26 protein-coding genes, 1 tRNA gene and 1 pseudogene are annotated in these 24,294 nt (G+C 59.5%); 19 read left to right on the top strand and 9 right to left on the bottom strand.

The window, feature by feature from the left end:
* Both nuoB and DNJ95_RS14720 read right to left on the bottom strand, forming a co-directional pair.
* On the bottom strand, positions 1-461 hold a 461-nt coding region (gene nuoB, locus DNJ95_RS14725), incomplete at its 3' end, for an NADH-quinone oxidoreductase subunit NuoB (protein ID WP_131185482.1).
* Positions 462-471: 10 nt separating this feature from the next.
* Positions 472-882 carry an NADH-quinone oxidoreductase subunit A gene (locus DNJ95_RS14720; protein WP_131185481.1) on the bottom strand — a complete coding sequence of 137 codons (411 nt, stop codon included), beginning with the start codon at positions 880-882 and terminating at the stop codon, positions 472-474.
* A gap of 472 nt (positions 883-1,354) precedes the next feature.
* On the opposite strand from DNJ95_RS14720, the gene DNJ95_RS14715 reads away from it, so the two are divergent.
* A complete protein-coding gene (locus DNJ95_RS14715; RefSeq protein WP_181953399.1) occupies positions 1,355-1,630 on the top strand; it encodes a type II toxin-antitoxin system Phd/YefM family antitoxin in 276 nt (91 codons plus the stop codon).
* On the top strand, positions 1,623-1,913 hold the full coding sequence (locus DNJ95_RS14710) for a type II toxin-antitoxin system RelE family toxin (protein ID WP_131185480.1): 291 nt from the start codon (positions 1,623-1,625) through the stop codon (positions 1,911-1,913). The genes DNJ95_RS14715 and DNJ95_RS14710 overlap by 8 nt, the downstream gene beginning before the upstream one ends.
* Positions 1,914-1,972: 59 nt before the next feature.
* On the opposite strand, the gene DNJ95_RS14705 is transcribed toward DNJ95_RS14710, so the two are convergent.
* On the bottom strand, positions 1,973-2,692 hold the full coding sequence (locus tag DNJ95_RS14705) for a DUF2726 domain-containing protein (RefSeq protein WP_131185479.1): 720 nt from the start codon (positions 2,690-2,692) through the stop codon (positions 1,973-1,975).
* A gap of 465 nt (positions 2,693-3,157) precedes the next feature.
* Here DNJ95_RS14705 and DNJ95_RS14695 point away from each other — a divergent pair, with 465 nt between their 5' ends.
* The 13 genes and pseudogenes from DNJ95_RS14695 (at position 3,158) to DNJ95_RS14640 (ending at position 12,341) form a co-directional block, all read left to right on the top strand.
* Positions 3,158-3,430: a MerR family transcriptional regulator gene (locus tag DNJ95_RS14695; protein ID WP_131185477.1), complete on the top strand. Its 273-nt coding sequence runs from the start codon at positions 3,158-3,160 to the stop codon at positions 3,428-3,430.
* A gap of 335 nt (positions 3,431-3,765) precedes the next feature.
* Positions 3,766-4,096 (top strand): annotated as a pseudogene (gene pflM / locus DNJ95_RS19815) (lysogeny maintenance protein PflM).
* A gap of 205 nt (positions 4,097-4,301) precedes the next feature.
* On the top strand, positions 4,302-4,496 hold the full coding sequence (locus tag DNJ95_RS14685; RefSeq protein ID WP_131185476.1) for a hypothetical protein: 195 nt from the start codon (positions 4,302-4,304) through the stop codon (positions 4,494-4,496).
* 306 nt (positions 4,497-4,802) lie between these two features.
* Positions 4,803-5,174, top strand: coding sequence for a hypothetical protein (locus DNJ95_RS14680; protein ID WP_131185475.1), 372 nt, complete (start codon positions 4,803-4,805; stop codon positions 5,172-5,174).
* 17 nt (positions 5,175-5,191) lie between these two features.
* The gene (locus DNJ95_RS19700; RefSeq protein WP_276330889.1) at positions 5,192-5,314 is read left to right on the top strand and encodes a hypothetical protein; all 123 of its coding nucleotides are present in this window, start codon (positions 5,192-5,194) and stop codon (positions 5,312-5,314) included.
* Positions 5,311-5,517, top strand: coding sequence for a hypothetical protein (locus DNJ95_RS14675; RefSeq protein ID WP_131185474.1), 207 nt, complete (start codon positions 5,311-5,313; stop codon positions 5,515-5,517). Before DNJ95_RS19700 ends, DNJ95_RS14675 begins: the two co-directional genes overlap by 4 nt.
* Positions 5,518-5,522: 5 nt before the next feature.
* Positions 5,523-5,735 carry a major capsid protein gene (locus tag DNJ95_RS14670; RefSeq protein WP_131185473.1) on the top strand — a complete coding sequence of 71 codons (213 nt, stop codon included), beginning with the start codon at positions 5,523-5,525 and terminating at the stop codon, positions 5,733-5,735.
* Between the two features lie 176 nt (positions 5,736-5,911).
* A complete protein-coding gene (locus DNJ95_RS19540; protein WP_242671930.1) occupies positions 5,912-7,147 on the top strand; it encodes a virulence factor TspB C-terminal domain-related protein in 1,236 nt (411 codons plus the stop codon).
* The gene (locus DNJ95_RS14660) at positions 7,119-7,466 is read left to right on the top strand and encodes a DUF2523 domain-containing protein (protein WP_242671931.1); all 348 of its coding nucleotides are present in this window, start codon (positions 7,119-7,121) and stop codon (positions 7,464-7,466) included. Before DNJ95_RS19540 ends, DNJ95_RS14660 begins: the two co-directional genes overlap by 29 nt.
* Positions 7,433-8,659, top strand: a complete 1,227-nt coding sequence (locus DNJ95_RS14655) for a zonular occludens toxin domain-containing protein (protein WP_242671932.1) — start codon at positions 7,433-7,435, stop codon at positions 8,657-8,659. Before DNJ95_RS14660 ends, DNJ95_RS14655 begins: the two co-directional genes overlap by 34 nt.
* Positions 8,660-8,667: 8 nt before the next feature.
* The gene (gene pilQ / locus DNJ95_RS14650; protein ID WP_165491600.1) at positions 8,668-9,945 is read left to right on the top strand and encodes a type IV pilus secretin PilQ; all 1,278 of its coding nucleotides are present in this window, start codon (positions 8,668-8,670) and stop codon (positions 9,943-9,945) included.
* A gap of 144 nt (positions 9,946-10,089) precedes the next feature.
* Complete coding sequence (locus DNJ95_RS14645; RefSeq protein WP_131185471.1) at positions 10,090-11,373, top strand: hypothetical protein; 1,284 nt, start codon at positions 10,090-10,092, stop codon at positions 11,371-11,373.
* The gene (locus tag DNJ95_RS14640; protein ID WP_131185470.1) at positions 11,370-12,341 is read left to right on the top strand and encodes a phage integrase; all 972 of its coding nucleotides are present in this window, start codon (positions 11,370-11,372) and stop codon (positions 12,339-12,341) included. The genes DNJ95_RS14645 and DNJ95_RS14640 overlap by 4 nt, the downstream gene beginning before the upstream one ends.
* A gap of 74 nt (positions 12,342-12,415) precedes the next feature.
* Here DNJ95_RS14640 and DNJ95_RS14635 read toward each other — a convergent pair.
* From DNJ95_RS14635 to DNJ95_RS14615, 5 genes are all read right to left on the bottom strand, one after another.
* Positions 12,416-12,492: transfer RNA gene (locus DNJ95_RS14635), tRNA-Met, on the bottom strand.
* A gap of 121 nt (positions 12,493-12,613) precedes the next feature.
* Positions 12,614-12,985 carry a hypothetical protein gene (locus DNJ95_RS14630; RefSeq protein WP_131185469.1) on the bottom strand — a complete coding sequence of 124 codons (372 nt, stop codon included), beginning with the start codon at positions 12,983-12,985 and terminating at the stop codon, positions 12,614-12,616.
* A 27-nt stretch (positions 12,986-13,012) separates the two neighbouring features.
* Entirely contained in the window at positions 13,013-13,816 is an 804-nt protein-coding gene (locus DNJ95_RS14625) for a putative RNA methyltransferase (protein ID WP_131185468.1), read from the bottom strand.
* Positions 13,810-14,958, bottom strand: a complete 1,149-nt coding sequence (dapE, locus tag DNJ95_RS14620) for a succinyl-diaminopimelate desuccinylase (protein WP_131185467.1) — start codon at positions 14,956-14,958, stop codon at positions 13,810-13,812. Before dapE ends, DNJ95_RS14625 begins: the two co-directional genes overlap by 7 nt.
* An 82-nt stretch (positions 14,959-15,040) precedes the next feature.
* A complete protein-coding gene (locus DNJ95_RS14615) occupies positions 15,041-17,629 on the bottom strand; it encodes a glycosyltransferase (protein WP_131185466.1) in 2,589 nt (862 codons plus the stop codon).
* 379 nt (positions 17,630-18,008) lie between these two features.
* Here DNJ95_RS14615 and tcdA point away from each other — a divergent pair, with 379 nt between their 5' ends.
* Complete coding sequence (gene tcdA, locus DNJ95_RS14610; RefSeq protein WP_131185465.1) at positions 18,009-18,809, top strand: tRNA cyclic N6-threonylcarbamoyladenosine(37) synthase TcdA; 801 nt, start codon at positions 18,009-18,011, stop codon at positions 18,807-18,809.
* Positions 18,810-18,825: 16 nt separating this feature from the next.
* Here tcdA and eco read toward each other — a convergent pair whose 3' ends face one another.
* A complete protein-coding gene (eco, locus tag DNJ95_RS14605) occupies positions 18,826-19,299 on the bottom strand; it encodes a serine protease inhibitor ecotin (RefSeq protein WP_131185464.1) in 474 nt (157 codons plus the stop codon).
* A gap of 236 nt (positions 19,300-19,535) precedes the next feature.
* On the opposite strand from eco, the gene DNJ95_RS14600 reads away from it, so the two are divergent.
* The 3 genes from DNJ95_RS14600 to DNJ95_RS14590 all read left to right on the top strand — a co-directional run bounded on the left by DNJ95_RS14600 (position 19,536) and on the right by DNJ95_RS14590 (position 24,274).
* Positions 19,536-21,566, top strand: coding sequence for an NADPH-dependent 2,4-dienoyl-CoA reductase (locus tag DNJ95_RS14600; RefSeq protein WP_131185463.1), 2,031 nt, complete (start codon positions 19,536-19,538; stop codon positions 21,564-21,566).
* 576 nt (positions 21,567-22,142) lie between these two features.
* Entirely contained in the window at positions 22,143-23,072 is a 930-nt protein-coding gene (locus DNJ95_RS14595; protein ID WP_131185462.1) for a 1-aminocyclopropane-1-carboxylate deaminase/D-cysteine desulfhydrase, read from the top strand.
* 314 nt (positions 23,073-23,386) lie between these two features.
* A complete protein-coding gene (locus tag DNJ95_RS14590; protein WP_131185461.1) occupies positions 23,387-24,274 on the top strand; it encodes an NAD(+) kinase in 888 nt (295 codons plus the stop codon).
* The last annotated feature ends 20 nt before the right edge of the window (positions 24,275-24,294 follow it).

The following is a 24,294-nucleotide window of genomic DNA, read 5'->3' as shown; positions in this document are numbered from 1 at the left end:
GGGAGGAACTTGTCCACCCCCTGAACGACCGAGTAGATGTCGTACATGCCGCCGGAATTGGCGCATGAACCCATGGAAATGACCCACTTGGGTTCGAGCATTTGCTCGTACAGACGCTGGATGACGGGCGCCATCTTGATGAAGCAGGTACCTGCTACCACCATGAAGTCCGCCTGGCGCGGCGACGCCCTGATCACTTCGGCGCCGAAGCGGGCGACATCGTGCGGGGCGGTGAAGGCCGTGGTCATCTCCACATAGCAGCAGGACAGACCGAAGTTGTACGGCCACAGGGAGTTCTTGCGTCCCCAGTTGACCGCACCGCTTAGCACGTCTTCCAGCTTGCCCATGTAGATGTTGCGATGGACCTGACCTTCTAGTGGATCGGCGACTGTCTCCTGCTGACCGATCGGATAGCGGTCGTTGGCCGCCTCCGGGTCGATCCGGGTGAGTTTGTATTGCATGTGAAGAGCCTCATTGTTTTAGCTTCGCCTGTCGCTCGCGACGGCTTGCGGGCGCCCAGTCGAGCGCTCCAACCCGCCATAGATAAACAAGACCCGCCAACAGAATTGCTATGAATACGGTAGCTTCAATGAGGCCCGCCCAGCCGCTTTCGCGCACTGACACGGCCCAGGCAAAGAGGTAAAGGGCTTCGACGTCGAAGATCACGAAGAGCATCGCGACCAGATAGAATTTGGCTGAGAGGCGCAGGCGCGAACCGCCGGTCGGCACGATGCCGGACTCGAAGGGTTCGTTCTTGCTGCGACCGAATGCTTTGCTGCCGAGCAGGCTGGAAACGCCGAGCATGAAGGCGCAGAGCGCGACCACACCCAGAAGAAAGGCGGCGAACCCCAGGTGATGGGGCAGGACGGTTACATCAGGCATGCCGGACTCCTTGAAGGAACGGCTTATAATTTCCGTCGCGACTGCGGCAAAGCGTCGCGAAACTCGATTCCGGTAATTGTATGACTTTTGCCGAGTCAAGTACACCGGCACCCATCAAGTATTTCAAGGGTTGTGCAAGAGCGGCTATCTGCCCGAAGCAGAGGGCGCAATGTGCTCTGGCATGTGCCTTATGGCGATCGTATCTGCTTGTTTCCGCTTGTTGGCGTTACGCAGGGACTTGAACCCCGGACCCCAGCATTATGAAAAAAATGAGGACGGCCATAGCAGCCCATACAGGCCCATAAGTCGTGCTTTCCCGCTGCTCTGCTTCCTCTCTGCACCAGTGTTTTCCAGGAAAAATGTCTGTTTTGGTCTATTAGTATCTGTGGCTCTATTGTCAGTCTGTCTGTTATGTCTGTAGAATTTTAGTGTTTTCAAGGGTGCTTTTAAATAGGCTATTCGAGGTGCTTTTATGACTTTCCCTGTATTGGCAGATATCGCTGCTTCCGTAACGGACCTCAAACGGGACCCCATGGGGACCATCCGCGAGGGGCAGGGTGAAACCGTGGTCATTCTCAATCGTAACGAGCCGGCTTTCTACGCTGTTCCTCCTGCCCGCTATCAGGCCATGCTGGATTTGATCGACGATATGCGATTGGCTGATATTGTTCGGGCCCGCGAGAATGATCCGGTTATCGCTGTTGATATTGATGATTTGATTGCTCAGGCAGGTGGGGCTGATGCCTAGATTTACTGTTGGGTTTAGCGATAAGGCGCTCAAGGAATGGAACAAGCTTGACTCTACCATCCGGCTCCAGTTTGCAAAAAAGCTGAAAGAGCGCTTGGGCCTGCCGCGTATCGAGGCAGACCGTCTCAGGGGAATGCCGGATTGCTATAAAATTAAACTGCGCTCTGCGGGATATCGTCTTGTATATAAGGTTGTTGATCAGCGTTTGGTTGTCACAGTGATCGCTGTGGGCAAGCGTGAACGATCGGATGTATATGAGGAAGCCAGAAAGCGGCTTGAGTAGTTTATTGTTACATTTGGTAGGTCTGCATTGTTAATGCCTTGGCAATAACCTCTGGGTTATTAGAAGTTTTTCAGTTGTGCGGGCGCTCTGTCTTGTTCTGGAGTTATATGGCTGATACTTGGTTCTGTTCTGTCGTTAGCTGTTTTTTCGCTCGTAAAGGCCGTAATGCTTTCTCGGGATACTATCTCAGGAAAGGCTAGTCTGATCTGCTCAGTTGACGGCATGATCTCGCATCGCCAGCGCACAATGCGGATTCCCGCTGCCGTTAAGGTTTTATCCTTCTTGGCGTCCGCTTTGTGGCGTTCTTCGTTTGTGTAATGGGTTTTATCATCAAGCTCAATGGCTGCAATGGTGTTGAGCTGCTGGTCGGCGATTACGAAGTCCACACTCATTTGATTGATGCGTAAAAACCAGCGTTTGAAGTCATGGCCTTTTTTGACGGATACCAACTGGGATAGCTGTACTTGGGTAAATATGTAGTGCTCAGGGAAGGCTTCGCGCAAACGTTGGAATAGTAAACTTTCGGTGTCTGTGATGAGCTGGCGCTTCTGGAAGGGCCATTCTCCATCCGGGTCGTAACGGAAACCGTTCGTGGGTGTTTTGCTTTGCTGGGAGGCGAACGACTTGGGGGTACTGCTGGCGGTGGTGGTTCTGCTCTCAGAGGTGGGCCAGGTTGGGAATCTCCGCTTGTTGTAATTGCGCGGTGTCTTCTTTTTTCCTGTAGCCATTGCAACGCCGATAGCAACCATTATCGCGAATATAAGAAAGAAAAAATCCATATGTGCTTCCTGCGTGCTACTTATGAGTGCCAATCTCTTCGGGCATACCAGCGCTTGGTTACTTCCCGGGTGAGTGCTATCCCGCTCTTGGATTTGTCAAGTTTCGGTTTGCTTCATCATAGTCAGGGCTGGTCTGGCCATTCTCTGGTATCACTTCGCCAGTAAGCAACCACCAGCGATAGGCTGGGAAGACTCTCCCTAGTATCTCTATCTCTTCTGCGCCTAGTCGCGCACGCCCGCGTTTGATGTTCTGCCATCTCACATACTCTGTGCTTCCTGCGGCGGCCAAGGTTTTTATGCTGGCAACGTCCAGCAATGCAAGGCCTCTATCGGTTATCCCTTCGCTCATTGAAAAATGCCATTAATGTTCTATGTACATTTTGCCTGCCTTGGGTATTATGTACATGTGTATTTTGTACATTTGGCTTGGCGCTGATAGCAATGGATGATTATAGGGGTAATCACATGGAACAGTCTGGTGTAGTGGGGCTTTCGATCTCGGGGGGCGCCCAGCGCGTAACGGATTTCCGCGACGCACCGTTCTGCACGAAGTACGTGCTGGCTCAATTGCTGGGCTTTGACCAGATCACTGAAGACGTGGTGCGTGGCTGGATCGAAAGCCACACGGTGCCTACCGTCAAGATTGGCCGCCACCGGGTTATCAACCTGCATCGCATCCGCCGTGACCTCGACAGAGGAAAGACGATCTTCTGCGCGGGGGACTACAGCGATGAATAAGCCAGACCTTTCCCAAGCCCTGTGCGGACTGTTGCGCCTGCTGGTGGTGGTCCGCACTGAACGGACTGACTTGGACAGATTATTGGTTGGCGTCCAGCTCGGTCGCTGCTGGGGCTGCATTAGTGCGATGCGCGAAGCTGGCCTGATATCCCTGGACGAATCTTTCCGCCTGGATGCCCTGGTCATTTTGGCATTCGAGCATGCCGGTGAGCCTTTCCCTTCCTCGTTCAATGCCGGCCCATGCATGCCGATCAGTGTCCTCCTGAAGCGCGAACGTGCTGATCGGGAAGCTGCCGCGAACGCTTTAGCCGTCCAGATTGTCGAGGCGCCTGCCGATGATCCCGTCGAAGTACCTGCATCAGCCTCACGCCCTGGACTGTACCTGCTCTGTCTGCTGGGCATCGGTCGCGCTGGCCTCGAATTCCAGCCCGTCGCCACCAGCCGATCGAAAGCGCCCCGTGCGGATATTCGAGGTCATTGGCGTCATGCAACTGATCGACGGGAAGTGGCGAAAGGTTTCGAGTACCTGCCGTGTGGAACGGGACTCTACTTACGTGCCTGCACCGTCAAGGGAGAAGCCGGAAAAGTGGTGGTACAAGATCCACGACAGCGGCAAACCCGGTGCCCTTCGTGCCGATCCACGAACCGTTCGAACTGGAAGGCTGACGGTATGACTGCTCCAGTCCGTGGCTGGGGATTTCCCGCCTTGGCTCGTAAAGCCCACTACTTCGTTAATGGTACGTCTCTTTGCCGGGGGTGGTGGTTCACTGGTGAACTGGTTGACCAAGGTCATGCACTGCCTGACAACTGCGCCACCTGCATGCGCCTCCGGTTACGGAAGCAGCAGGCAACTGAGAACGGGGATTAACCCATGCCTATAGTCATCGTCCTGACTCCCGCGCAAGCCTTCGAACTGCTGCCCTTGGCCAGTGCTCGGCTTGAATACCTGAAACGCCAGCAGAACGCTGCTGACGTGGCAGGCTGCCGCGAGAACTGGGGCGTGACGATGTGGGCCGAGATTGTCCGGGCCCTGCGCGGCGACGGATCGGTGAGGGCAACGGCATGAGACTCGCTCTCGCTTCTGCTTTTAAAGGATCAAATATTGATCCGCTTTGTACTGGGGCCGAGTGGGGGTCCCCCGCTTGCGGGGGTCGAGGCCTGACACATATCCACGGGCGAAGCCGGTGGATATGTGTCCCAGTCAACGCGGTAATGGCACCGAAGTAAACAACGCAAGTACGAGATTAAGGAAACCCAAAGCAGCGCCTAATTAACCGACTCACAAGCAATGCGACGCAATTCGTGAAGTTGGCGCACGGGGCTGCTTTGTCTTTGAAACGCGCACAAGCGCAACTAAGCGAGGAAACAAAAGATGGCACGTTCGACTATGGAAGTTGCATTCCTGGGTACTCAAAAGACCGAAATGGAAGGGGCCAAGTATGTGAAGGTCTTCTACGGCGACGAACCGGATGGTAAGACTGAGCATGGACTTTCCATTATCGGCATATCCGCTGCTGACGACGTGGCGGATGAGGTTTTCTTTGCTGGTGTCCAGTTCGAGCCGCTGGAGCTGGTGCGCATTACCTTCGATGTAGCGCGTGGTGGCCAGAACAAGGGCAAGAATCTCGCCCTGCATATCGAGGCCGTCAATCCGAAGAAATCGACCGGCCAGGGCACCGCTGCCGGACCTGCGGGCCAAGTACAGCAGGCTGTCGCCAAGCCCGGCGACGCTGCCAAGTCCTGATTTAAGGAGCCTGACCGATGAACCGGGAAACCGTCCTTGATCTGCTATTGGCCTCGCTGGTCTTCGCCAGTGGCTATGCCCTGGGCAACGCTGACGGGTTTCTGGCTAGTGTGAAATTAATCGATCAGGTCCTGCAATGAATTTGATTGCTTGCGATGGCCTGTTGGCAACCGACAGTGACGGTTATATCCGTTGCACCGGGACGCTGCAAGTTATGGCTAGCGATCAAATAGCCGGCAATGCTGGCTTAACTGCTGATGATTCAGCGCAACTGTATGACGCAATGCTTCAACTGTTTGCGGCTGTTTTCGTCTTTCTCGTTCTCAAAAGAGTAATAAGGTGATTCTTATGGAACTTCGCAACGTGGTCAAAAAGTACGGTCGCAAGTTTGCCTCCGTTTCCATCCTCGGTTCTGCCGTGACCGGTCAGGCGTTTGCTGATGCTGCGGATGCCGCTGCGACCATCTCGGGTGGTACTTCGGATGTCAATACCATCGGCTGGGCGGGTATCGGCGTTCTGGCCGCTGCTGTCCTGTTCAAGTATATCCGTCGCGCTTTCTAAGTGCTGGCGGTGGCTGTTTTCTTCGGTTGAGGCTGCAAGGCCGTAGAAAACAGCCTATGGCCTCGCTTAGTCGGGGCCTTTTTTTTGAGGGGTGTTTATGTATATTGATCCTAATTCATTTGCACTGGTCTGTTTATTTGTGGCGTTTGCTGCTTTGTTCTTTGGACGGATCTGATATGCGATTTATATTTTTTGTTCTCGTAGCCTTATATCCTGTTCTATCTTTTTCGAATGAACGGCCTGTTTTTATTTATGCATTGCCGGGTCAGTCTTTTGTGTCTTTCGAGTCCGCATGTGAATCGGCGATTTCGGGCATTATTTCTTATAATAATTCCGTTACTACTCGTGACGATTATCTTTTGATTTCTCTTAGTCTCTATTCTTCCGCTAATGGTTCTTGCCGGTATTCTTATGTTCGTGCTGATGGTGTATCTGGTACTAGTGGCGGTTCTTCTTCCTCTGGTCCGGCTTCTGCTTATTATGGGTCTTCTTGCGTTTCCGGTAGTTCTTTATCTTTGAGTTATCCTCTTTATCGGACCAATGTTTTAACCGGCTCCTTCCAGCAGTTCGGTACTCCTGGCCGCGTTTGTAGTTCTGGATGTTATGCGGATGTGGTTGGCGCTTTTGGTAGTGAGTCAATAGAAGACGATCCTATTAATTCTGGTTATTCAATTGCTTGGGGCGACGTTGAGTACCAGAGAACTGGTGAAGCTTGTGCTGGTCCTGCTGAGCCTGACAAGCCTATTCCTGGCCTTCCTGATGATGGCTCCGGTGATGGTGACGGATCGGATGACGGTGGCGGTGATGATTCTGGTGGCGGTACTGTGGGCGGCAATGATGGTTCTGATGGTGATGATACTGGCGGTGGTGATTCGGGAACTGGGGGCGGCGGCAATGACTCCGGTGATGGCGGTGATGGCGGTGATGGCGGTGATGGCGGTGGTGGCGATAAGTGCACTGGCGACAATAGTTGTAATGACAATGATACCGATGATGGACCGGGCGATAGTTCTGCCTACGGAATGGCCTGTGATTCAACATTAATGTGCGAAGGTGATGCTATCCAGTGCGCAATTCTTCAGCAGCAGAAAGCCGCACGTTGTGAAGCTCAGGATTTGTTTGACTTGGATAAGCACCGGGGGGCAATAGAAAGCTTCCTGGATGATGATCGGTTTAAGCCGGGTGATGTAGCTGAAGGGGATTCTATTCAGATTCCTGATTTTATATCGAACAATACTCGATTCTTGCCCTCTAGCTGCCCGCCTCCTATTGCCTTGAACCTATCGGGACGCTCCTTGAGTTTTTCTTATGAGCCGCTTTGCTATATCGCAAATCTGCTTTCTCCGTTGATTGTGATTCTGGCTACGGTGGCTGCTGCCATGTATGTGGGTCGATCGTTTGGGGGTAATTGATATGCCGGTTATAGTTACTTTTATCTTTATGATTGTCGGTCCTATGATCTGGTATGTATTCAGGATCATTGGCTTAGGGTTCGTGACTTACCTTGGTTTTAATGTGGTCGTCGATCAGGCTTTGCAGTATGCAATGAGCAATGCGGGTGCGTTGGCTCCTGCACTGCAAAATTTGCTTGGCATTGCCAAGTTTGATGTGGCAGTTAGTATTTATTTCTCCGCTATCACGACTCGCATGATCATCGCGGGAATAAATAAGGCGCAGGACCTCAAGCGGGCGCAGGTATGGAAACCCTGGACTGGCGGGAAGGAAATGTAAGTATGCTTTATATTAGGACGGGTCTTCAGGGGCATGGTAAAACCCTTAACACAATCAAAGAGGTAGATCAGGCGGCAAAGGCTCAGGACCGCCCGGTCTATTTTCATAATGTGACGGACCTCGATCCGGCAAAGTTGCAAGCGTCTTGGTATCCTTTCGATGACCCATTACTCTGGTATGAGCTGCCAGATAATTCCATGGTGGTGATTGATGAGGCGCAAGAATGGTTTGGTTCGCGCGATTCTCGCCAGCCGGTTCCTCTGCATATTTCGCGCTTTGAAGTCATGCGCAAGCAAGGCTATGAGGTGCATTTGATCACCCAGGACCCGCGCTTTATCGATGTGCATGCACGGCGCTTGTGCAATAAACATATCCATTACTGGCGCTTGTTCGGCTCTGCAAAGTTGGCGCGCTATGAATCTGAACGCTGTGTTAATGAAGTTGAAAAGTTGGCCCATAACAAGGATGTTGATAAGAAAGTTGTCAGCCTCGATAAGCGGTATTTTGGTGTTTATACCAGTGCCAAGGCGGGGCACCATTTCAAGTTCAATCCTTCTAAAAAGTTAGTCTTGGCAGTCTGTGCTTTCCCTGTTATTGGGTATCTCGTTTATGACGTTTACGCTCTGATCAATAAGCCATCTGCCGAGGCTCAGTCGGCGGCCAGTACGCCAGTTGCAAGCTCTAGAAGCGTTGTAAGTGATGCGGTTGAGGCGGCTACTTTAGTCTTCCCGTCTGCGGCTTTGAAGGCTAAGGGCGATAAGGGTGATGTGTTATCAACTGACGATTACCTTGCACTGCGGGTGCCTCGTATTCCGTTGGTCCCGTCTTCTGCCCCTATCTATGATGAAGTGGCCAAGACAATTGATTATCCGCGCCTGACTTGCATTTCAAGAATTGGCGCGATATCTGATGGCGCTAATAGGACTAGACCTTATGTTATCGGTGGCCAGCCTGTAGCGTGCCAATGCTATACCCAACAGGGGTCCAGATATGAGACTCCGTTAGGTTTCTGTATGAGCGTGGTGCGTAATGGTGTCTTCGATCCTGGCCAACAGCCAAACTCCTTTATGGGGCAGTCCAGCCTCCCTGGTTCAAGTCAGGCACCTGATATCTCCGCTGCAATGCCTTCGGCATCCTCTGTTGTAACTGTTGTTTCCGATTCTGAATATTCCGCCAGGCCATGGCGCAAGTGAGAGTTGCGATGAAAAAGTCTCTTGCCCTGGTCGTTGCATTGTTCTGTGCAACGGCTGCTGCTGAAAGTCCGCGTGTCACGCTGAACAACCAAGATATTGATATCCGCGTTGCCATCCCGCTTCTGGCTGACTTCTGCGGTCGTAGCATTCTGCTCGGACCGTCCGTCCAGGGCGCGGTTTCGATGAACTTTCAGAACGTGGATTGCGATACGGCTATCAGCATGTTGTTGAGCAGCAATGGGCTGGCTGGTCGCTATTTCGGTGATGTGTTTGTGGTTACGGCCATGAATGATGTTGTCTCGACGGGGCGTGATGAAGCCTCGTATCGCATTCACAGTGAGCTATCTGGTGAAGTTGTGCGCGAAGTGCTGCCGGTCGTGCATGCACGCGCTGCCGCTGTGGCTGAGCTATTCCGTGCCTCATACTTGGGCGCTGCTGACTTGCCGGGTCTATCGATAGCGGTGGATGAAAGAACCAATGCGATCTTTGCCGCCTTGCCTGCTCCTTTCATTGATAGCCTGAGAGGGGTTATTGCGGCGGTGGATGTGCCTGTCCGGCAAGTGGTGATCGAGGCATCCATCGTTGAAGCCAATACGGATTGGTCGAAAAACCTTGGTGTGCGCTGGACCAGCTCGGCCAGTGCTGGCAACTGGACGGGGTCGACCTCGACAGCAGTAGCCGCCGCTTCGGCCTCGACCTTCGGGGGCTTTGGCTATCTGAGCAGCAGCCTGTCGCTAGAGATGCAACTAAGCGCGATGGAGTCGAGCGGCCAGGGCGACGTTGTGTCAAGGCCGACAGTGCTTACGCTCGATCGGGAAACCGCCACGATCTTGCGCGGCACTGAGATCCCGTACCAGCAAAGTGCAGGTGATGGTGCGACCAGCGTCCAGTTCAAGCGCGCCGCGCTGAGCCTTACCGTGACGCCAGCCATAGCGCCCGATAGCGCGGTGGTGATGCACGTTGCCATTAACCGCGATACGCCTGATTACGGCGCGGCCATCAACGGTGTGCCGCCTGTGTCCACAAATCAGCTCGACGCGAAAATCCGCATAGCAGACGGCCAGACGGTTGTCCTGGGTGGCGTCTATACCGGCAGCCGCCAGGCCGGTGTGGATGGTGTGCCGGTGCTTTCGAAAATTCCGGGTATCGGTCGGCTGTTCAAACGTCGCTCGGATAGTCGGGAGAAGTCCGAGCTGCTGATTTTCCTCACGCCTAGGGTGATTGATCCAGGGGCCACTGCGGGGCGTCCTGTAGCGAACGTAGACCCCCGTATGGAGTTGTTCTGATGTTGCTTGACCAGTCGTGGCGCGATGCGGCGGCGCACCTATGCGAGGCACGAGCCAGGGCGCGCCGCATCTCGCCGGTGACGTCCCTGTAACACGTCTTATAAACCCATTTCAGTAACCACGTTAAGCCAGAGTGATACATAAATGACCAAGGCCAAGGATTTGCTTCGTATCGACCTTGAGACGGGGTTGGAAAGTCGAGACAGTCGTTTGTTTGTTGATCCTGGAACGGCTGCTTTCGTTGATCTGTCGGACGTCCGTTTGCTGCGTTGCGGGGTGGATACGGTCCGCCAGTTGTACCGGGGGATGATTCGCCCGGAAATCATGTGCCTGTTCGAGAAGCCGGGTACCCTGGTCGAGTTTGCTGGAGAAAGATGGCATGCCGGTCGAGTCGGACGCGACTCGGGCTACCAGTACAAGCTGCAAAACGCTGACCTTGGCATCATCCTGCTGATTAAGAACTTCAACGCCAAGCTGGAAAACATCGGGCCGCACCTGAAGGTCGAGGTGTCGCCCCATGCCATCGACAGCCAGTCGCCGGAAAGTCTCCAGGCGCGCATGGACGAACTGGCTGGGGAAGTGCTGACCCATATCGAGCAGAACCAATGTGCTGTCCACCTCGCGCTGGACCTGCAAGGCTGGGTGCCACCTGCCGACTTGACGGCCCGGATGCACTGCCGTGCCCGCAACGTGCGTGATATCTCCGGCATCAATGAACTGCACTGGGACACAAAGAGCAGCGTCTACGGCCGCGGGGAAACCTTCATGTTCGGCTCGGTGGGTGGCGTCCAGTTGGCTATCTACAACAAAACCGAGCAGGCCAGGGCGACCGACAAGCTGGACTACTGGGAAAGCGTCTGGAAGCGTGGCGACAGCTTCGATGAAGGCGACCCGGCCAACTATGATCCGGAACAAGACGTGTGGCGTGTCGAGCTGCGTTATCACCACTCGATCATCCAGCAATTCGCCAGTGGCTCGGTGGATATCCATACCGGCGCGGTGATCGACACGCGCACCTTTGCGGCCTTCTCCGGGCATCTGGACGGGCTGTGGCGCTATGGCATGCTCCAGTTCAAATTGCTGAGGCGTCCGGGCTACTTCGAACCGATTTGGACCTTGATCCGTGAAGACGTGCGGGTCGATCTGCCCGTGTTCTCGCTGATCGATGACACGGCCTACAAGCGCTACTACAAGACCAGCAAGGGCTTCAGCGGCAAGAACGTCGAACTGTTCCTAGGAAACTTCATAAGCCTGCTTGCTCGGGAATGTGTCCCGGCAAAAAAGGCATATAGGTGCCTGAAGCAATGGGACTGCTGGCCAGTGATTCGCGACCACTACGCGGCCAAGGACATGACCGAGGCCATGCTGTTCCACCATATCGAAATGCTGCTGGAAGAGCGGCATGTCAGGTGGGGTAGGGCTGTATGACGTCGAGGCGGCATGCTGATGGCTGGATGGCGGATTTCTACTACGCCAATAAGCGGATCAGGAAGTATGGCTTTGCCACCAAGTCGGCAGCGATCCGCTATGAACAGGACTATCTGGCGCAACGTGATGCTACTGGTCGTCCCCTGGATGATCGTCTATCCGATCTGGTGACGCTCTGGCACAAGCTGCACGGCTGCACCTTGAAGGATGAGAAGTTTCGTCTCTCTCGGACGCTGGCCTTGGCTGATCGTTTAGGCAATCCGCTGGCCTGCGATTTCAATGCCCTGGCCTGGTCGAGCTACCGTAGTGATCGACTGAAAGCGGTTTCCCCCCATACGGTCAACCATGAGCAGCGTTACCTCTCGGCGGTGTTCTCTGAACTGATACGGCTGGGCGCATGGAATGGGGAGAACCCATTGGTCAAGGTCCGCCAGATACGTACGGATCAGACCGAGCTGACGTTTTTGAGCCTGGATCAGCTTAAGCAATTGCTGGATGAGTGCAAGGCCAGCAGTAACACGCATTGCTATCCGGTAGCGCTGATCTGTGCCTCTACCGGTTGCCGTTGGAATGAAGCCGAGACCTTGCCGCGTTCGGGTATCTTCGCCGGAAAGGTGCACTTCCATCGGACCAAGAATAGTCGCAGTCGCTCTGTGCCATTGTCTTCCGATGTTGAGCAACTGGTCCTGGAGCGGGGGCTTCCTGGTGGTCGCATGTTCATGTCATGCCGTGCGGCCTTTCGCAGTGCTTACGAGCGTTGTGGCTTCGATACACCTGGGCAACTGACGCACATTCTCCGGCACACCTTCGCCAGTCATTTCATGATGGGGGGAGGGGATATCCTGACGCTGCAACGTATTCTGGGCCACGGTGATATCAAGATGACGATGCGCTATTCGCATCTGTCGCCTGACCATCTGGCGAGTGCTTTGCGCTTTTCGCCGTTGGCACAGTTGGGAGGGGTGTAGGCTACTTTTGGGCTATTCTTGGGCTACTGCCAGAAACGACAAAGGGCTAACCGAAGCTAACCCTTTGTTTTATATGGTGGCTACGCAGGGACTTGAACCCCGGACCCCAGCATTATGAATGCTATGCTCTAACCAGCTGAGCTACGTAGCCAATGTGGCGCGCATTATTCTCGCCTGTGGTATGACTGTCAAGCCCCAGTTGGCAGGAATTTATGTGTGTTTTTCAAATAGTTATGCAGCCGTGTCGAGCACTCAGGGGGGGGCCACGGGCATCAGTCGGTATGCCAGCGGATTTCCCGTTCGCCGTCCTGGCCGACGCTGATCCAGCGGTCGGCTTCTTCCAGGGCTTCTTCTTCCTGCCAGCCGCCGGGGGCGCAGCGGATTTCCACGGCGAGGGCCTGGTGGGCAGCGTGGGCACAGGCGAGGTCGTCGGGCCAGGGGGTGGCGGCGCTTTCCAGCAGCAGGCAATGCCATTTGCCGACCGCGCGGGGCAGCCAGGTGACGGGAATGCCGTTCGCATTGCACTTGAAGGTCTGCCCTTTGCGCTGCCAGGGCGTGCAGGCGCCAATGGCCTGTTGCAGCCAGTCGCTGACGGCTTGCTGGCTGGCGTCCTTGAGGTAGATCTCGATATCGGGTTGGCGCATGTCGGCTTGCCTTGCAGGTGGTTGGGGTCAGTCCCGCTGAATCCAGTCGTAGCGTATCGCAACCCGTACGCTCAGGGGGCTGTCGATTACGGCGGCGCGGCGTTCGGCGCTGGCGCGCCAGCCGTGCGGGGTCATGGCCAGCAGGTCGGCGCGGGCCTGGGCGTCGTCCAGTCGCAGTTCGTAGGAGAGCGTTTCGCTGTGGGCCAGGTGCATGCCTTGCGGGATCAGCGACAGGTGCTTTTCGTCATCGTAGTCGCGCACTTCGTCATACAGGCGCTGGCGTAACTCCAGCAGGTGCTCGCGTGTCGGCCCCATGCGCAGCAGGCCGCCACCGGGGGGGAGCAGGCGGCGTGCTTCCTGCCAGTCCAGAGGGCTGAAGACGCTGGCCAGCAGGTCGCAACTGGTGTCGGCCAGGGGGATGCGGGCCATGCTGGCGACCAGCCATTCGACTTGCGGTGCGCGTTTGCAGGCACGCTTCACCGCTTCGCGGGAAATGTCCAGGGCATAGCCTTCGGCGGCTGGCAGGGCCTGGGCGATCCGGGTGCTGTAGTAGCCCTCGCCGCAGCCGATGTCCAGCCAGCGCCTGGGTTGGCGCTCGGCGGCCAGTTGCGCCAGGCGTGCGGCCAGCGGCGCGTAGTGCCCGGCGTCGAGGAAGCGCCGGCGAGCCTCGACCATGGCCTGGTTGTCGCCGGGAGCGCGGCTGTTCTTGTGCTGCACTGGCAGCAGGTTGAGGTAGCCCTGGCGCGCCCGGTCGAAGCGATGGTCGGCCGGGCAGGCGACGCCGTTGTCCACCGACTGCAGGGCGCCCTGGCAGATCGGGCAGGTCAGCATGCGAGCAGGCGCTTCAGGGTCTGGTAGTAGATGTCGGCGAGCAGGTCAAGGTCGCTGGCGAGGATATGTTCGTCCACCTGGTGGATGGTGGCGTTGAGCGGTCCCAGTTCCACCACCTGGGTGCCCAGGGTGGCGATGAAGCGCCCGTCGGAGGTGCCGCCGCTGGTGCTCGGGGTGGTTTCGCGGCCGGTGATGTCACGGATGCTGGCGGCGACGGCATCGAGCAGGGCGCCGGGCTCGGTGAGGAACGGCAGGCCGGACAGTTCCCACCGGACTTCCCAGTCGAGGCCATGCTTGTCGAGGATGGCGGCGGTGCGGCGCTTGAGGTCTTCGACGCTGGACTCGGTGGAAAAGCGGAAGTTGAACAGTGCCTCCAGGGTGCCGGGGATGACATTGGTGGCGCCGGTGCCGGCATTCAGGTTGGAAATCTGCAAGCTGGTCGGCGGGAAGAAGGCGTTGCCGGCGTCCCAGTGTTCGGCGGCCAGTTCGGCCAGTGCCGGTGCGGCCAGGTGAATGGGGTTGCGCGCAAGGTGCGGGTAGGCGACGTGGCCCTGCTTGCCGCGTATGGTCAGGGTGCCGCCGAGGGAGCCTCGTCGGCCATTCTTGACCACGTCACCGAGTTTCTCGGTGCTGGAGGGTTCGCCGACGATGCACCAGTCCAGGCGTTGCTGGCGTTCGCGCAGGCGTTCGACCACGGCCTTGGTGCCATGCAGGGCCGGGCCTTCTTCGTCGCTGGTGATGAGGAAGGCGATCTGCCCTCGGTGGGCCGGGTAGTCTCGTGTGAAGCGTTCTACGGCGGTCACCATGGCGGCGATGCTGCCCTTCATGTCGGCGGCGCCACGCCCGCGCAGCATGCCCTGGTCGTCCACCCGGGCCCGGAACGGTGGGGTGCTCCAGGCATCCTCCGGCCCGGTCGGAACGACATCGGTATGGCCGGCGAAGCACAGCACCGGTCCTTGTGCGCCGCGCACCGCCCAGAGGTTCTGCACGTCCTCGATGTCCATCCGCTCGATGTCGAAACCGCAGGCCGCCAGCCGTTCGGCGATCAGCCGCTGGCAACCTTCGTCCCGTGGCGTCACCGAGGGGCGGTCGATCAACTCGCAGGCGAGTTGCACGGTGGGGGACAGGCTGGCGGCGGTCATCATGGCTCCTGGGGGCGGGCAAAGGGTGCTCATACTAAATTAAAAAGCCTCCGGGCAGGAGGCTTGGGGCCGGGCCCTCCTGCTAGTCCGGCAGCTTGTCCTCATGCGCCGCCAGGCGTGGGCGGGCCGAGAGCAGGGCCATGATCAGGGCGGCCAGGTAGGGTAGCGATTGCACCAGCAGGACGATGATCCAGAACAGTACATCCAGCCCGCCCTGTTTCTGCGTCAGGCTTATGCCCAGCGCCGCGCCCCAGAGCAGCAGCATGATGAAGACTTCCTCCCGGGCTTCGTTCAGGGCCACCAGCAGGCCGTGGTTGCTGCGCATCTTCGGTGTGCGGAAGAAGGGGATGCTGCGGGTGGCGAAGCCATACAGCACCGCCTTGGCGATGGTGTGGGACAGGGCCAGGCCGGCGATGGCCGCGGCGATGGCGTCACGCATGCGCACGCCGACGGCGCGGCGGTAGAGGAAGAGGATCTTGCCCAGCTTGAACAGGAACAGCGCCAGCGGCGGCAGGGCGAAGAGCATCAGCGGCGGGTCGACCCGGTTGGGGACGATGATCATCGCTGCCGACCACAGCAGGGCACCGAAGGTGAAGAAGATATTCAGGCCATCGGCGATCCACGGCAACCAGCCGGCGATGAAGTGGTAGCGCTGGCCGCGCTTGAGCTGGCTGCCCTTGCCCAACAGCAGGCTGGACAGGTGGCGCTTGATGATCTGGATGGCGCCATAGGCCCAGCGGAAGCGCTGTTTTTTGAAGTCGATGAAGGTGTCGGGCATCAGGCCCTTGCCGAAGCTGTGTTCCGAATAAGCCGCCGACAGGCCCTTCTCGAAGATGCGCAGGCCGAGTTCGGCGTCCTCGGTGATGCACCATTCGGCCCATTTCAGTTCGTCGAGCACGCTGCGCCGGGTCATCGTCATGGTGCCGTGCTGGATGATCGCGTCGCGGTCGTTGCGGGTCACCATGCCGATATGGAAGAAACCCTTGTACTCGCAATAGCAGAGTTTCTTGAACAGCGATTCCTGCTCGTCCCGATAGTCCTGCGGCGACTGCACCACGGCGATGTGCGGGTCGGCGAAGTGCGGCGCCATCTGCTTGAGCCATTCGGGGGCGACACAGTAGTCGGAGTCGATCACCGCGATGATTTCGGCGTCCGCCGCCGTGTGTTGCAGGGCGTAGTTCAGGGCGCCGCCCTTGAAGCCGGCCAGCGGCGCGACATGGAAGAAGCGAAAACGCGGCCCGAGTTTTTCGCAGTGCGCCTGCAGCGGCTCCCATACTTCCGGGTCGCGGGTGTTGTTGTCGATCACCAGCACTTCGAAGTCGGCATAGTCCAGGCGCGACAGCGCGTCGAGGGTCTGGATCACCATGCCCGGCGGTTCGTTGTAGCAGGGCACGTGCACCGAAACCTTGGGGCGGTAGCCGCTATCGCCGGTCACTGGCAGGAACGGGCGCTGGCGCTGGCGCTTCCAGACCGTTTCGGCCAGTTCGTGCGCTTCCGTCAGCAGCACAATCATCACGCCGAGAGCGCCCAGTGCGAGCAGGAGGCCGACGGTGATGCTGAACCAGTTGGCGTATTGCTGGCTGAAGTCGTAGGCGATCCACACCAGCATGGTGGCGACCAGGAAGGCGATGATGGTGAGGAAGGTGCGGCCGCGCTGGCGCAAGGCGCTGCCGTCGATCATCAGCAGCGCCAGGGCCAGCAGCGCCAGCACGCCGGAGGCGCTGGCCAGCAGGCGCCACTGCGGGATTTCCACCACAGGCCCGGTCATGGGGAATTTCATCTGCCGTTCGGCGTTGAATACGCCCCAGTAGGCGCCCACCGAGCCTTCGTCGCTGGCCTTCCAGGGCTGGTCGAAGGCTTCGATGATGAAGTATTTGTAGCCGTTGCCGTTCAGGGCGTTGACCAGCTTGCGCAGGTACAGCGCCTGGTCGGCCTGGTTGGCCTCGGCGCGGCCCTGGGCGCGCCCGTTGCTCGGCCAGCCGACCTCGGCCAGCAGCAGGGGTTTTTTCGGGAAGGTCTTCTTCAGTTCGCGCGCCCGTTGCAGCACGTAGTCCACCGATTGCTCCTGCGGGATGAATTCCCAGTAGGGCAGCACGTGGGCGGCGATCAGGTCGACGTGGCGGGCCAGTTCCGGGTATTTCTCCCAGATATGCCACTGCTCGGCGGTGGTCACCGGGACTTTCAGCGCTGAGCGCACCCGGTCCAGGTAGCCGGCCATCTGCTCGGCGCTGACCTCCTCGCGGAACAGCGCCTCGTTGCCGACGATCACGCGTACCACGCTGCGCTCGCGCCTGGCGATCTCGATGCCTTTTTCGATCTGCCATTCGTTGGCCGCCAGGTCATTGCTGATCCAGATGCCCAGGGTGACGCGCAGGCCCGATTCCTCGGCCAGGCGCGGGATTTCCCCGAGCACGCCATCGACCGAGTAGGTGCGGATGCTGTCGGTCTGAGCGGCCACCAGTTCCAGGTCGGCGCGCACTTCGTCCTCGCTCGGGTAATGGGCTTGCTGAGGATTCTGGTGCAGGCGGAAGGGCGAGAAGGAGTAGCCGGATATCTGCTCGGGCCAGTCGGGCGCCGAGAGCGGCTGGTTGTACCAGGCCCACAGGCCGGTGAACAGGGAAGCCACGGCCACGACCATGACCAGGTTGAGACCAAATTTGCGTGCGGACATGAATTCAAGGGTTCCGAGAGAGGAACAGGGCACCAGCGAATGCTGGCCGGTTATCGTACTCTTGCGCTCGAGAGGTTGTACAGGCATCGGTGGTCGAGAGGCGCTATGCCGTTATTCACCGGCAAGGTGCTTCGATAAAAGCGCTGGAGGCTGGAAAACTGGACGAAAAACACTGGCCGCCACGCGCTTTCGTTCATCCTTCCAGCGCTGTTTTCGGCTGTTTGCCTGCATAGACCGATCGCCCTGGGCCAAGAGCCAGGCCATGGCCGCTGAGACAGGGGCCCGACTGTGCGGGAGTGACGATACTTTCCAGCTTCCAGCCGCTCTTCAGCGGTTATAATCGCCAAGCTTTTGTCACCTGAATCAGCCGGGAGTTTCGATGGTCCTCGATGAGCAGCGCTTTGGCGGCATCGCCCGTCTTTATGGCCGTGAGGGCCTGGAGCGGCTGGCCGCCGCTCATGTCGCGGTGGTCGGTATCGGCGGCGTCGGTTCCTGGGCCGCCGAAGCGCTGGTACGCAGCGGTGTCGGCGAGATCACGCTGTTCGACCTGGACGATGTCTGCGTGACCAATACCAACCGCCAGGTGCATGCGCTGCAAGGGCAGGTCGGACGGCCCAAGGTCGAGGCGATGGCCGAGCGCCTGCGCCTGATCAACCCCGCCTGTGTGGTGCATGCGGTGGCCGATTTCGTCACGCGCGAAAACATGGCCGAGGCTATCACCGAGGGACTGGATTTCGTCGTCGACTGCATCGACAGCGTGATGGCCAAGACGGCGCTGATCGCCTGGTGCAAGCGGCGCAAGATCCACATCGTCACCACCGGTGGGGCGGGTGGGCAGGTCGACCCGACGCAGATCCGTATCGCCGACCTGAACAAGACCTTCAACGATCCGCTGGCGGCCAAGGTCCGTTCAATGTTGCGGCGCGAATACAATTTCTCGCGTACGCCGGGGCGGCACTACAGCGTGCCCTGTGTCTTTTCCACCGAGCAACTGCGCTACCCGGCGGCGGATGGCGGGGTCTGCCAGAGCAAGGGCTTCGTGGGTGAAGGTGTGCGCCTGGACTGCTCGGGCGGCTTCGGCGCGTCGATGATGGTCACCGCCAGTTTCGGCATGACCGCGGCGGCCAAGGCGGTGGAAAAACTGGTGGCGGGCGCGCGCCGGCCGAGCGAGCGGGGCTGACCCGGCCCGGCGTTGTTCAGCGCTGGTCGGCCTTGCGGGTTTCCTGTGCTGCGGACCAGATGCGGTAGCTCACTTGCACATCCCGAGGGGTGTAGACGACGATGGGTAGCTTGCTGTTGTAGCGCACCAGGGTGGGGTCGCCGCCGAGCGTCACCAGGGCCTTTTTCTTTGCCTGGCCGGGGCAGTCCATCAGTGTGCCCATGGGGCCGGTGAGCTTATCCAGTTGGTAGTAGTCGTATCCCCAGCCGCTGACGGTCTTCTCCTGTAACTGTCCGCCGAACCAGTGATGGTTACAGTCCACTTCCAGCTCCTTGCCGATGATCAGTTCGACTTTGTACGACGCCTCGTCGTCGCGGGGTTCGAGCTGGATGATCTGGCGGACATGGCCCGCTTCGGCGGGTGGGTAGGGGGCCAGCTCGGTGCCCGGGCTCGCGCAGGCGAGCAGGGGGGCGCAGGCGATCAGAGTCGCGATTTGCTTGAGGTCGCTCATGGTGTTTCTCCTGTCGGTGTCGTGCCGCATGAGTCGGACAGAGTGCCTGCCTCGAAGTTCTCGGCCGCAAGTGGCGGAAAGCCGGTTATCCATCCTCGATGCGGTATCGGCAGTGCTCGACATGATCATGATTCTGTCATTTGTGGTCATTGAACGCCTGCCTGGCCTGGCCTATCGTCCTTGCCAACAGAGAGATCGCTCCCTACGAGGGGCGGCGCCGATGATGAGGATAAGCCATGACCACCTATCCGACCCTGCTGTCCGAGCTGGACCTTGGGTTTACCCGCCTGCGCAACCGTACGCTGATGGGCTCGATGCATACCGGGCTGGAAGAAATGCCGGGCGGCTTCGAGCGCATGGCCGCCTATTTCGCCGAGCGTGCGCGTGGTGGCGTCGGGTTGATGGTGACCGGCGGCGTGGCGCCCAACGAGGAGGGCGCGGTACGCCAGGGCGCGGCGAAGCTGTCCACGCCGGAGGAAGCGCAGGAGCACCGGGTCGTCACGCAGGCGGTGCACCAGGCCGGCGGGATGATCTGCCTGCAGATCCTGCACGCCGGGCGCTATGCCTACAGCCCGCAACTGGTGGCGCCAAGCGCGCTACAGGCGCCGATCAATCCGTTCACGCCGCGTGCGCTGGACGAAGAGGGTATCGAGAAGCAGATCGCCGATTTCGTCAACTGCGCCAGGCTGGCGCAGCAGGCCGGGTATGACGGCGTGGAGATCATGGGGTCCGAGGGTTACTTCATCAACCAGTTCCTGGTGGCGCATAGCAACCATCGCCAGGACCGCTGGGGCGGCTGCTACGAGAATCGCATGCGCTTGCCACTGGGGATCGTGCGACGAGTACGCGAGGCGGTGGGGGAGCGCTTCATCATCATTTATCGCCTGTCCATGCTCGATCTGATCGAGGATGGCAGCTCGTGGGACGAGATCGTGCTATTGGCGCAGGCCGTCGAGCGGGCTGGCGCGACGTTGATCAATACCGGTATCGGTTGGCATGAGGCGAGGATTCCGACCATCGCCACCAAGGTGCCGCGCGCGGCGTTCACCCGTGTCACCGGCAAGCTGCGGGGCGAGGTGTCGATCCCGCTGATTACCACCAACCGTATCAACACGCCGGAGGTGGCCGAGCGCGTACTGGCGCAGGGCGAGGCCGACATGGTGTCGATGGCGCGCCCTTTCCTGGCCGATCCCGAGTTCGTCGCCAAGACCGCACAGGGGCGGGCGGACGAGATCAATACCTGCATCGGCTGCAACCAGGCCTGCCTCGACCATACCTTCGCCGGCAAGCTGACCAGTTGCCTGGTCAACCCACGCGCCTGCCATGAGACCGAACTGAATTACCTGCCGGCGGCCAGGGCGAAGCGTATCGCCGTGGTCGGCGCCGGGCCGGCGGGGCTGTCGGCGGCCACCGTGGCGGCGCAGCGCGGGCACCGGGTCACGCTGTTCGATTCCGCCGATGAGATCGGCGGGCAGTTCAATGTCGCCAAGCGCATACCGGGCAAGGAGGAGTTCTACGAAACCCTGCGCTATTTCGGGCGCCGGCTGGAGGTGACGGGCGTCGAGGTACGCCTGCGCACTCGGGCGACGGTCGAGCGGTTGCGTGAAGGGGGCTTCGACGAAGTGATCCTGGCGACCGGTATCGTGCCGCGCCTGCCGCCGATCGAAGGTATCGGGCATGCGAAGGTGATGGGCTATCTGGATGCGATCCTGCAGCGCCGGGCGGTGGGCGCCCGTGTCGCGGTGATCGGGGCGGGCGGTATCGGCTTCGATGTCTGTGAGTTCATCACCCACGAGGAGCCTTCCAGCAGTCTGGATGTCGGGCGTTTCTGGGGTGAGTGGGGAATCGACCCGACGCTGCGGGCGCGGGGTGGGGTGGCCGGCATCCAGGCACAGCCGCAGGCGACGGCGCGTGAAGTGTTTCTGTTGCAGCGCAAGAAATCGAAGGTCGGCAGCGGCCTTGGCAAGACCACCGGCTGGATTCATCGCGCCGGCCTGAAGAACAGGCGGGTGCGGATGATCAGCGCGGTGGAATACCTGAAGATCGACGATGAGGGCCTGCATGTGCGCATTGCCGAAGGCGAGCCGCAGTGCCTGCCGGTGGACAGCATCATCGTCTGTGCCGGGCAGGAGCCGTTGCGCGAGTTGCAGGAGGGGCTGCTGGGGGCCGGGCTTGCTGTGCACGTGATCGGCGGCGCCGATGTCGCGGCGGAACTGGATGCCAAGCGCGCCATCGACCAGGGGGCACGGCTGGCGGCGAGCCTGTAGAAAGCGCATGGGGTCCCTGCCCTTGGCCACTGGATGCGGGGTAATCGTGCGCCGCCTGGTTGCAACTGGATTGGCAATAATGTGCCTGGCTATCGGACCGTAGAACGTGATCTCGGGCTCATCGTCCCTGTGCGAATGCCAGGTGGCGGGACGGGGCACGCGTGAATACATCCCTGTAGCTCTTCGCCGCCCCGCCACCTGGCATCTGCGCAGCCACTATCGGCGGTGCCTGAAGGAAACAGCCTGCGAAACCAAAAGCCCTGCGAATGCCCCAGCCCTGCGCCGATAGCTCTTTCCATGATCGCCGTGCCGTGGGCCGGCCAGCAGGGCTGGCCGCGCTATGCCGTTATTCACCGGCAAGGTGCTTCGATAAAAGCGCTGGAGACTGGAAAGCTGGACGAAAAACACCGGTTGCCACGCTCTTTCGTCCAGCTCAAGCTTTCCAGCGCTGTTTTCGGCTGTTTGCCGTGGATAGCGCGATTGCCCCGGGCTTGCCGGTGCGTACGGCATCCTGCAACGGCTTGCGGCTGTACACTCATGGGTTTCGAACGGGCAGTGGTGGCCTGCATGCTATCTATGGATGAATATCGCCCTGGGCCGTTGCCGGCGCTACAGCCGCTGGCGCTGGACTGGCTGGCGCAGGCCGCCGTGCAGGTGGCGGTGTTGCGGCTGGATCGGCTCGATCCCGAGTTGTCCGGCAACAAGTGGTTCAAGTTGCAGCACCACCTGCGCGCCGCGTGCGAAGCGCGCAAGCAGGGGCTGATCAGCCTGGGTGGTGCCCATTCCAATCATCTGCATGCGCTGGCCGCGGCGGGGCGCCGCTTCGGCCTGGGTACGGTCGGGCTGCTGCGCGGCGAAGCCTGCCTGACGCCCACCGTGCGGGACTTGCAGGACGCCGGCATGCAACTGCACTGGCTGGGCTACGGCGGTTATCGGGCGCGCAACGCTCCCGGTTTCTGGACGCCATGGTTGGAGCGCTATCCGCAGTATTACCCGGTGCCCGAAGGCGGCGGCGGGTTGCCGGGCGCCCTCGGTTGTGCCGGGCTGGTGGCGCAATTGCCAGCGCTGTTGCCGGCGTTGGGCTGGAGCGATTACGACGGCTGCTGGCTGGCGGCCGGAACCGGCACCACCCTGGCGGGCCTGGTTCTCGGGGAAGCGGGGCGGCACCCCGTCTATGGCGCATTGGCCGGTCCGCCCGCGCATGGCGTGGCGGAGAATATCGCGCGGCTGCTGGATGAAGCCGGGGTGGCGAATGGCGGGTACCGTTTGTTCGAAGCCTGTCGGGGCGGTTTCGGTCGTTTCGATACGCAATTGCTGGCGTTCATCCGGCAGGTCGAACGGCAATGCGCCCTGCCGGTGGAGCCGGTCTACACTGGCAAGGCGCTGCTGGCCCTGCGCGAGGCGGTGCATTCGCAGGTGTTCCCTGCCGGTACGCGCCTGCTCTTCGTGCATACCGGCGGCCTGCAGGGGCTGCGCGCCCTGGAGTCCCAGCCCTGCAACGCATAGTGCGGGGGGCTGGCAGAATGACGGCCAGCCGGAACATGCACCCTCAAGCCTCAAGCTTATGGCTTGCCCAGAACGGTCTTACGGACAAGGTGCTTCGATAAAGGCGCTGGAGGCTGGAAAGCTGGACGAAACACACCGGCTGTCCCGCCCTTTCGTCCAGCTTTCCAGCGCTGTTTTCGGCCCTTTACAGTGCATAGTGCAATCGCCCTGCAAGTTTCTGGCTGGCCACTTGCGGCTGCTTTTATCGGCAGCTTTGCCCATAATCTGCAACCCTGTGTGGTATAGCCACGAACCTCACGCTATCTGGAGCGGCAATGGAGCAATTCCGTAATATCGGCATCATCGGCCGCCTGGGAAGCGCCCAGGTACTGGAGACGATTCGTCGGCTCAAGCGTTTTCTGATCGAGCGCAACCTCAATGTCATCCTGGATGAGAATATCGCCGAGGTGCTGCCGGGGCATGGCTTGCAGGTTTCTTCTCCCCAGCGTCTGGGCGAGTGCTGTGACCTGGTGATCGTGGTCGGCGGCGATGGCAGCCTGCTCGGCGCGGCGCGGTTGATGGCGCGGCACCGCGTACCGGTGCTGGGGATCAACCGCGGCAGCCTGGGCTTTCTCACCGATATCCGCCCGGATGAGCTGGAAGCCAAGGTCGGCGAGGTGCTGGCCGGGCAGTACACCCTGGAGAATCGTTTTCTGCTGGAGGCCCAGGCACGGCGCTTCAACGAGCCCATCGGCGAAGGCGATGCGCTCAACGATGTGGTCCTGCACCCGGGCAAGTCGACGCGGATGATCGAGTTCGAGCTGTATATCGACGGCCACTTCGTCTGCAGCCAGAAGGCCGACGGCCTGATCGTGGCCACGCCGACCGGCTCCACCGCCTATGCCCTGTCCGCTGGCGGGCCGATCATGCATCCGCGGCTGGATGCCATCGTCATCGTGCCGATGTACCCGCACACCCTGTCGAGCCGGCCCATCGTGGTCGATGGCAACAGCGAATTGAAGATCGTCGTATCGCCCAATATGCAGATCTACCCGCAGGTTTCCTGCGATGGGCAGAACCATTTCAACTGCGCGCCCGGTGACACCATCACCGTGCGTAAGCGCTCGCAGAAACTGCGCCTGATCCATCCCCTGGACCATAGCTATTACGAAGTCTGCCGGACCAAGCTGGGCTGGGGCAGCCGACTGGGTGTGCAGGAGTGACGGCGGTGCAGGGTATCCGT

The sequence above is a fragment of the Stutzerimonas kirkiae genome, from assembly GCF_004327335.1.
GTDB lineage: Bacteria > Pseudomonadota > Gammaproteobacteria > Pseudomonadales > Pseudomonadaceae > Stutzerimonas > Stutzerimonas kirkiae.
The sequence above is the reverse complement of the archived record's forward strand: the minus strand, read 5'-3'. Positions and strand labels throughout refer to the sequence as shown.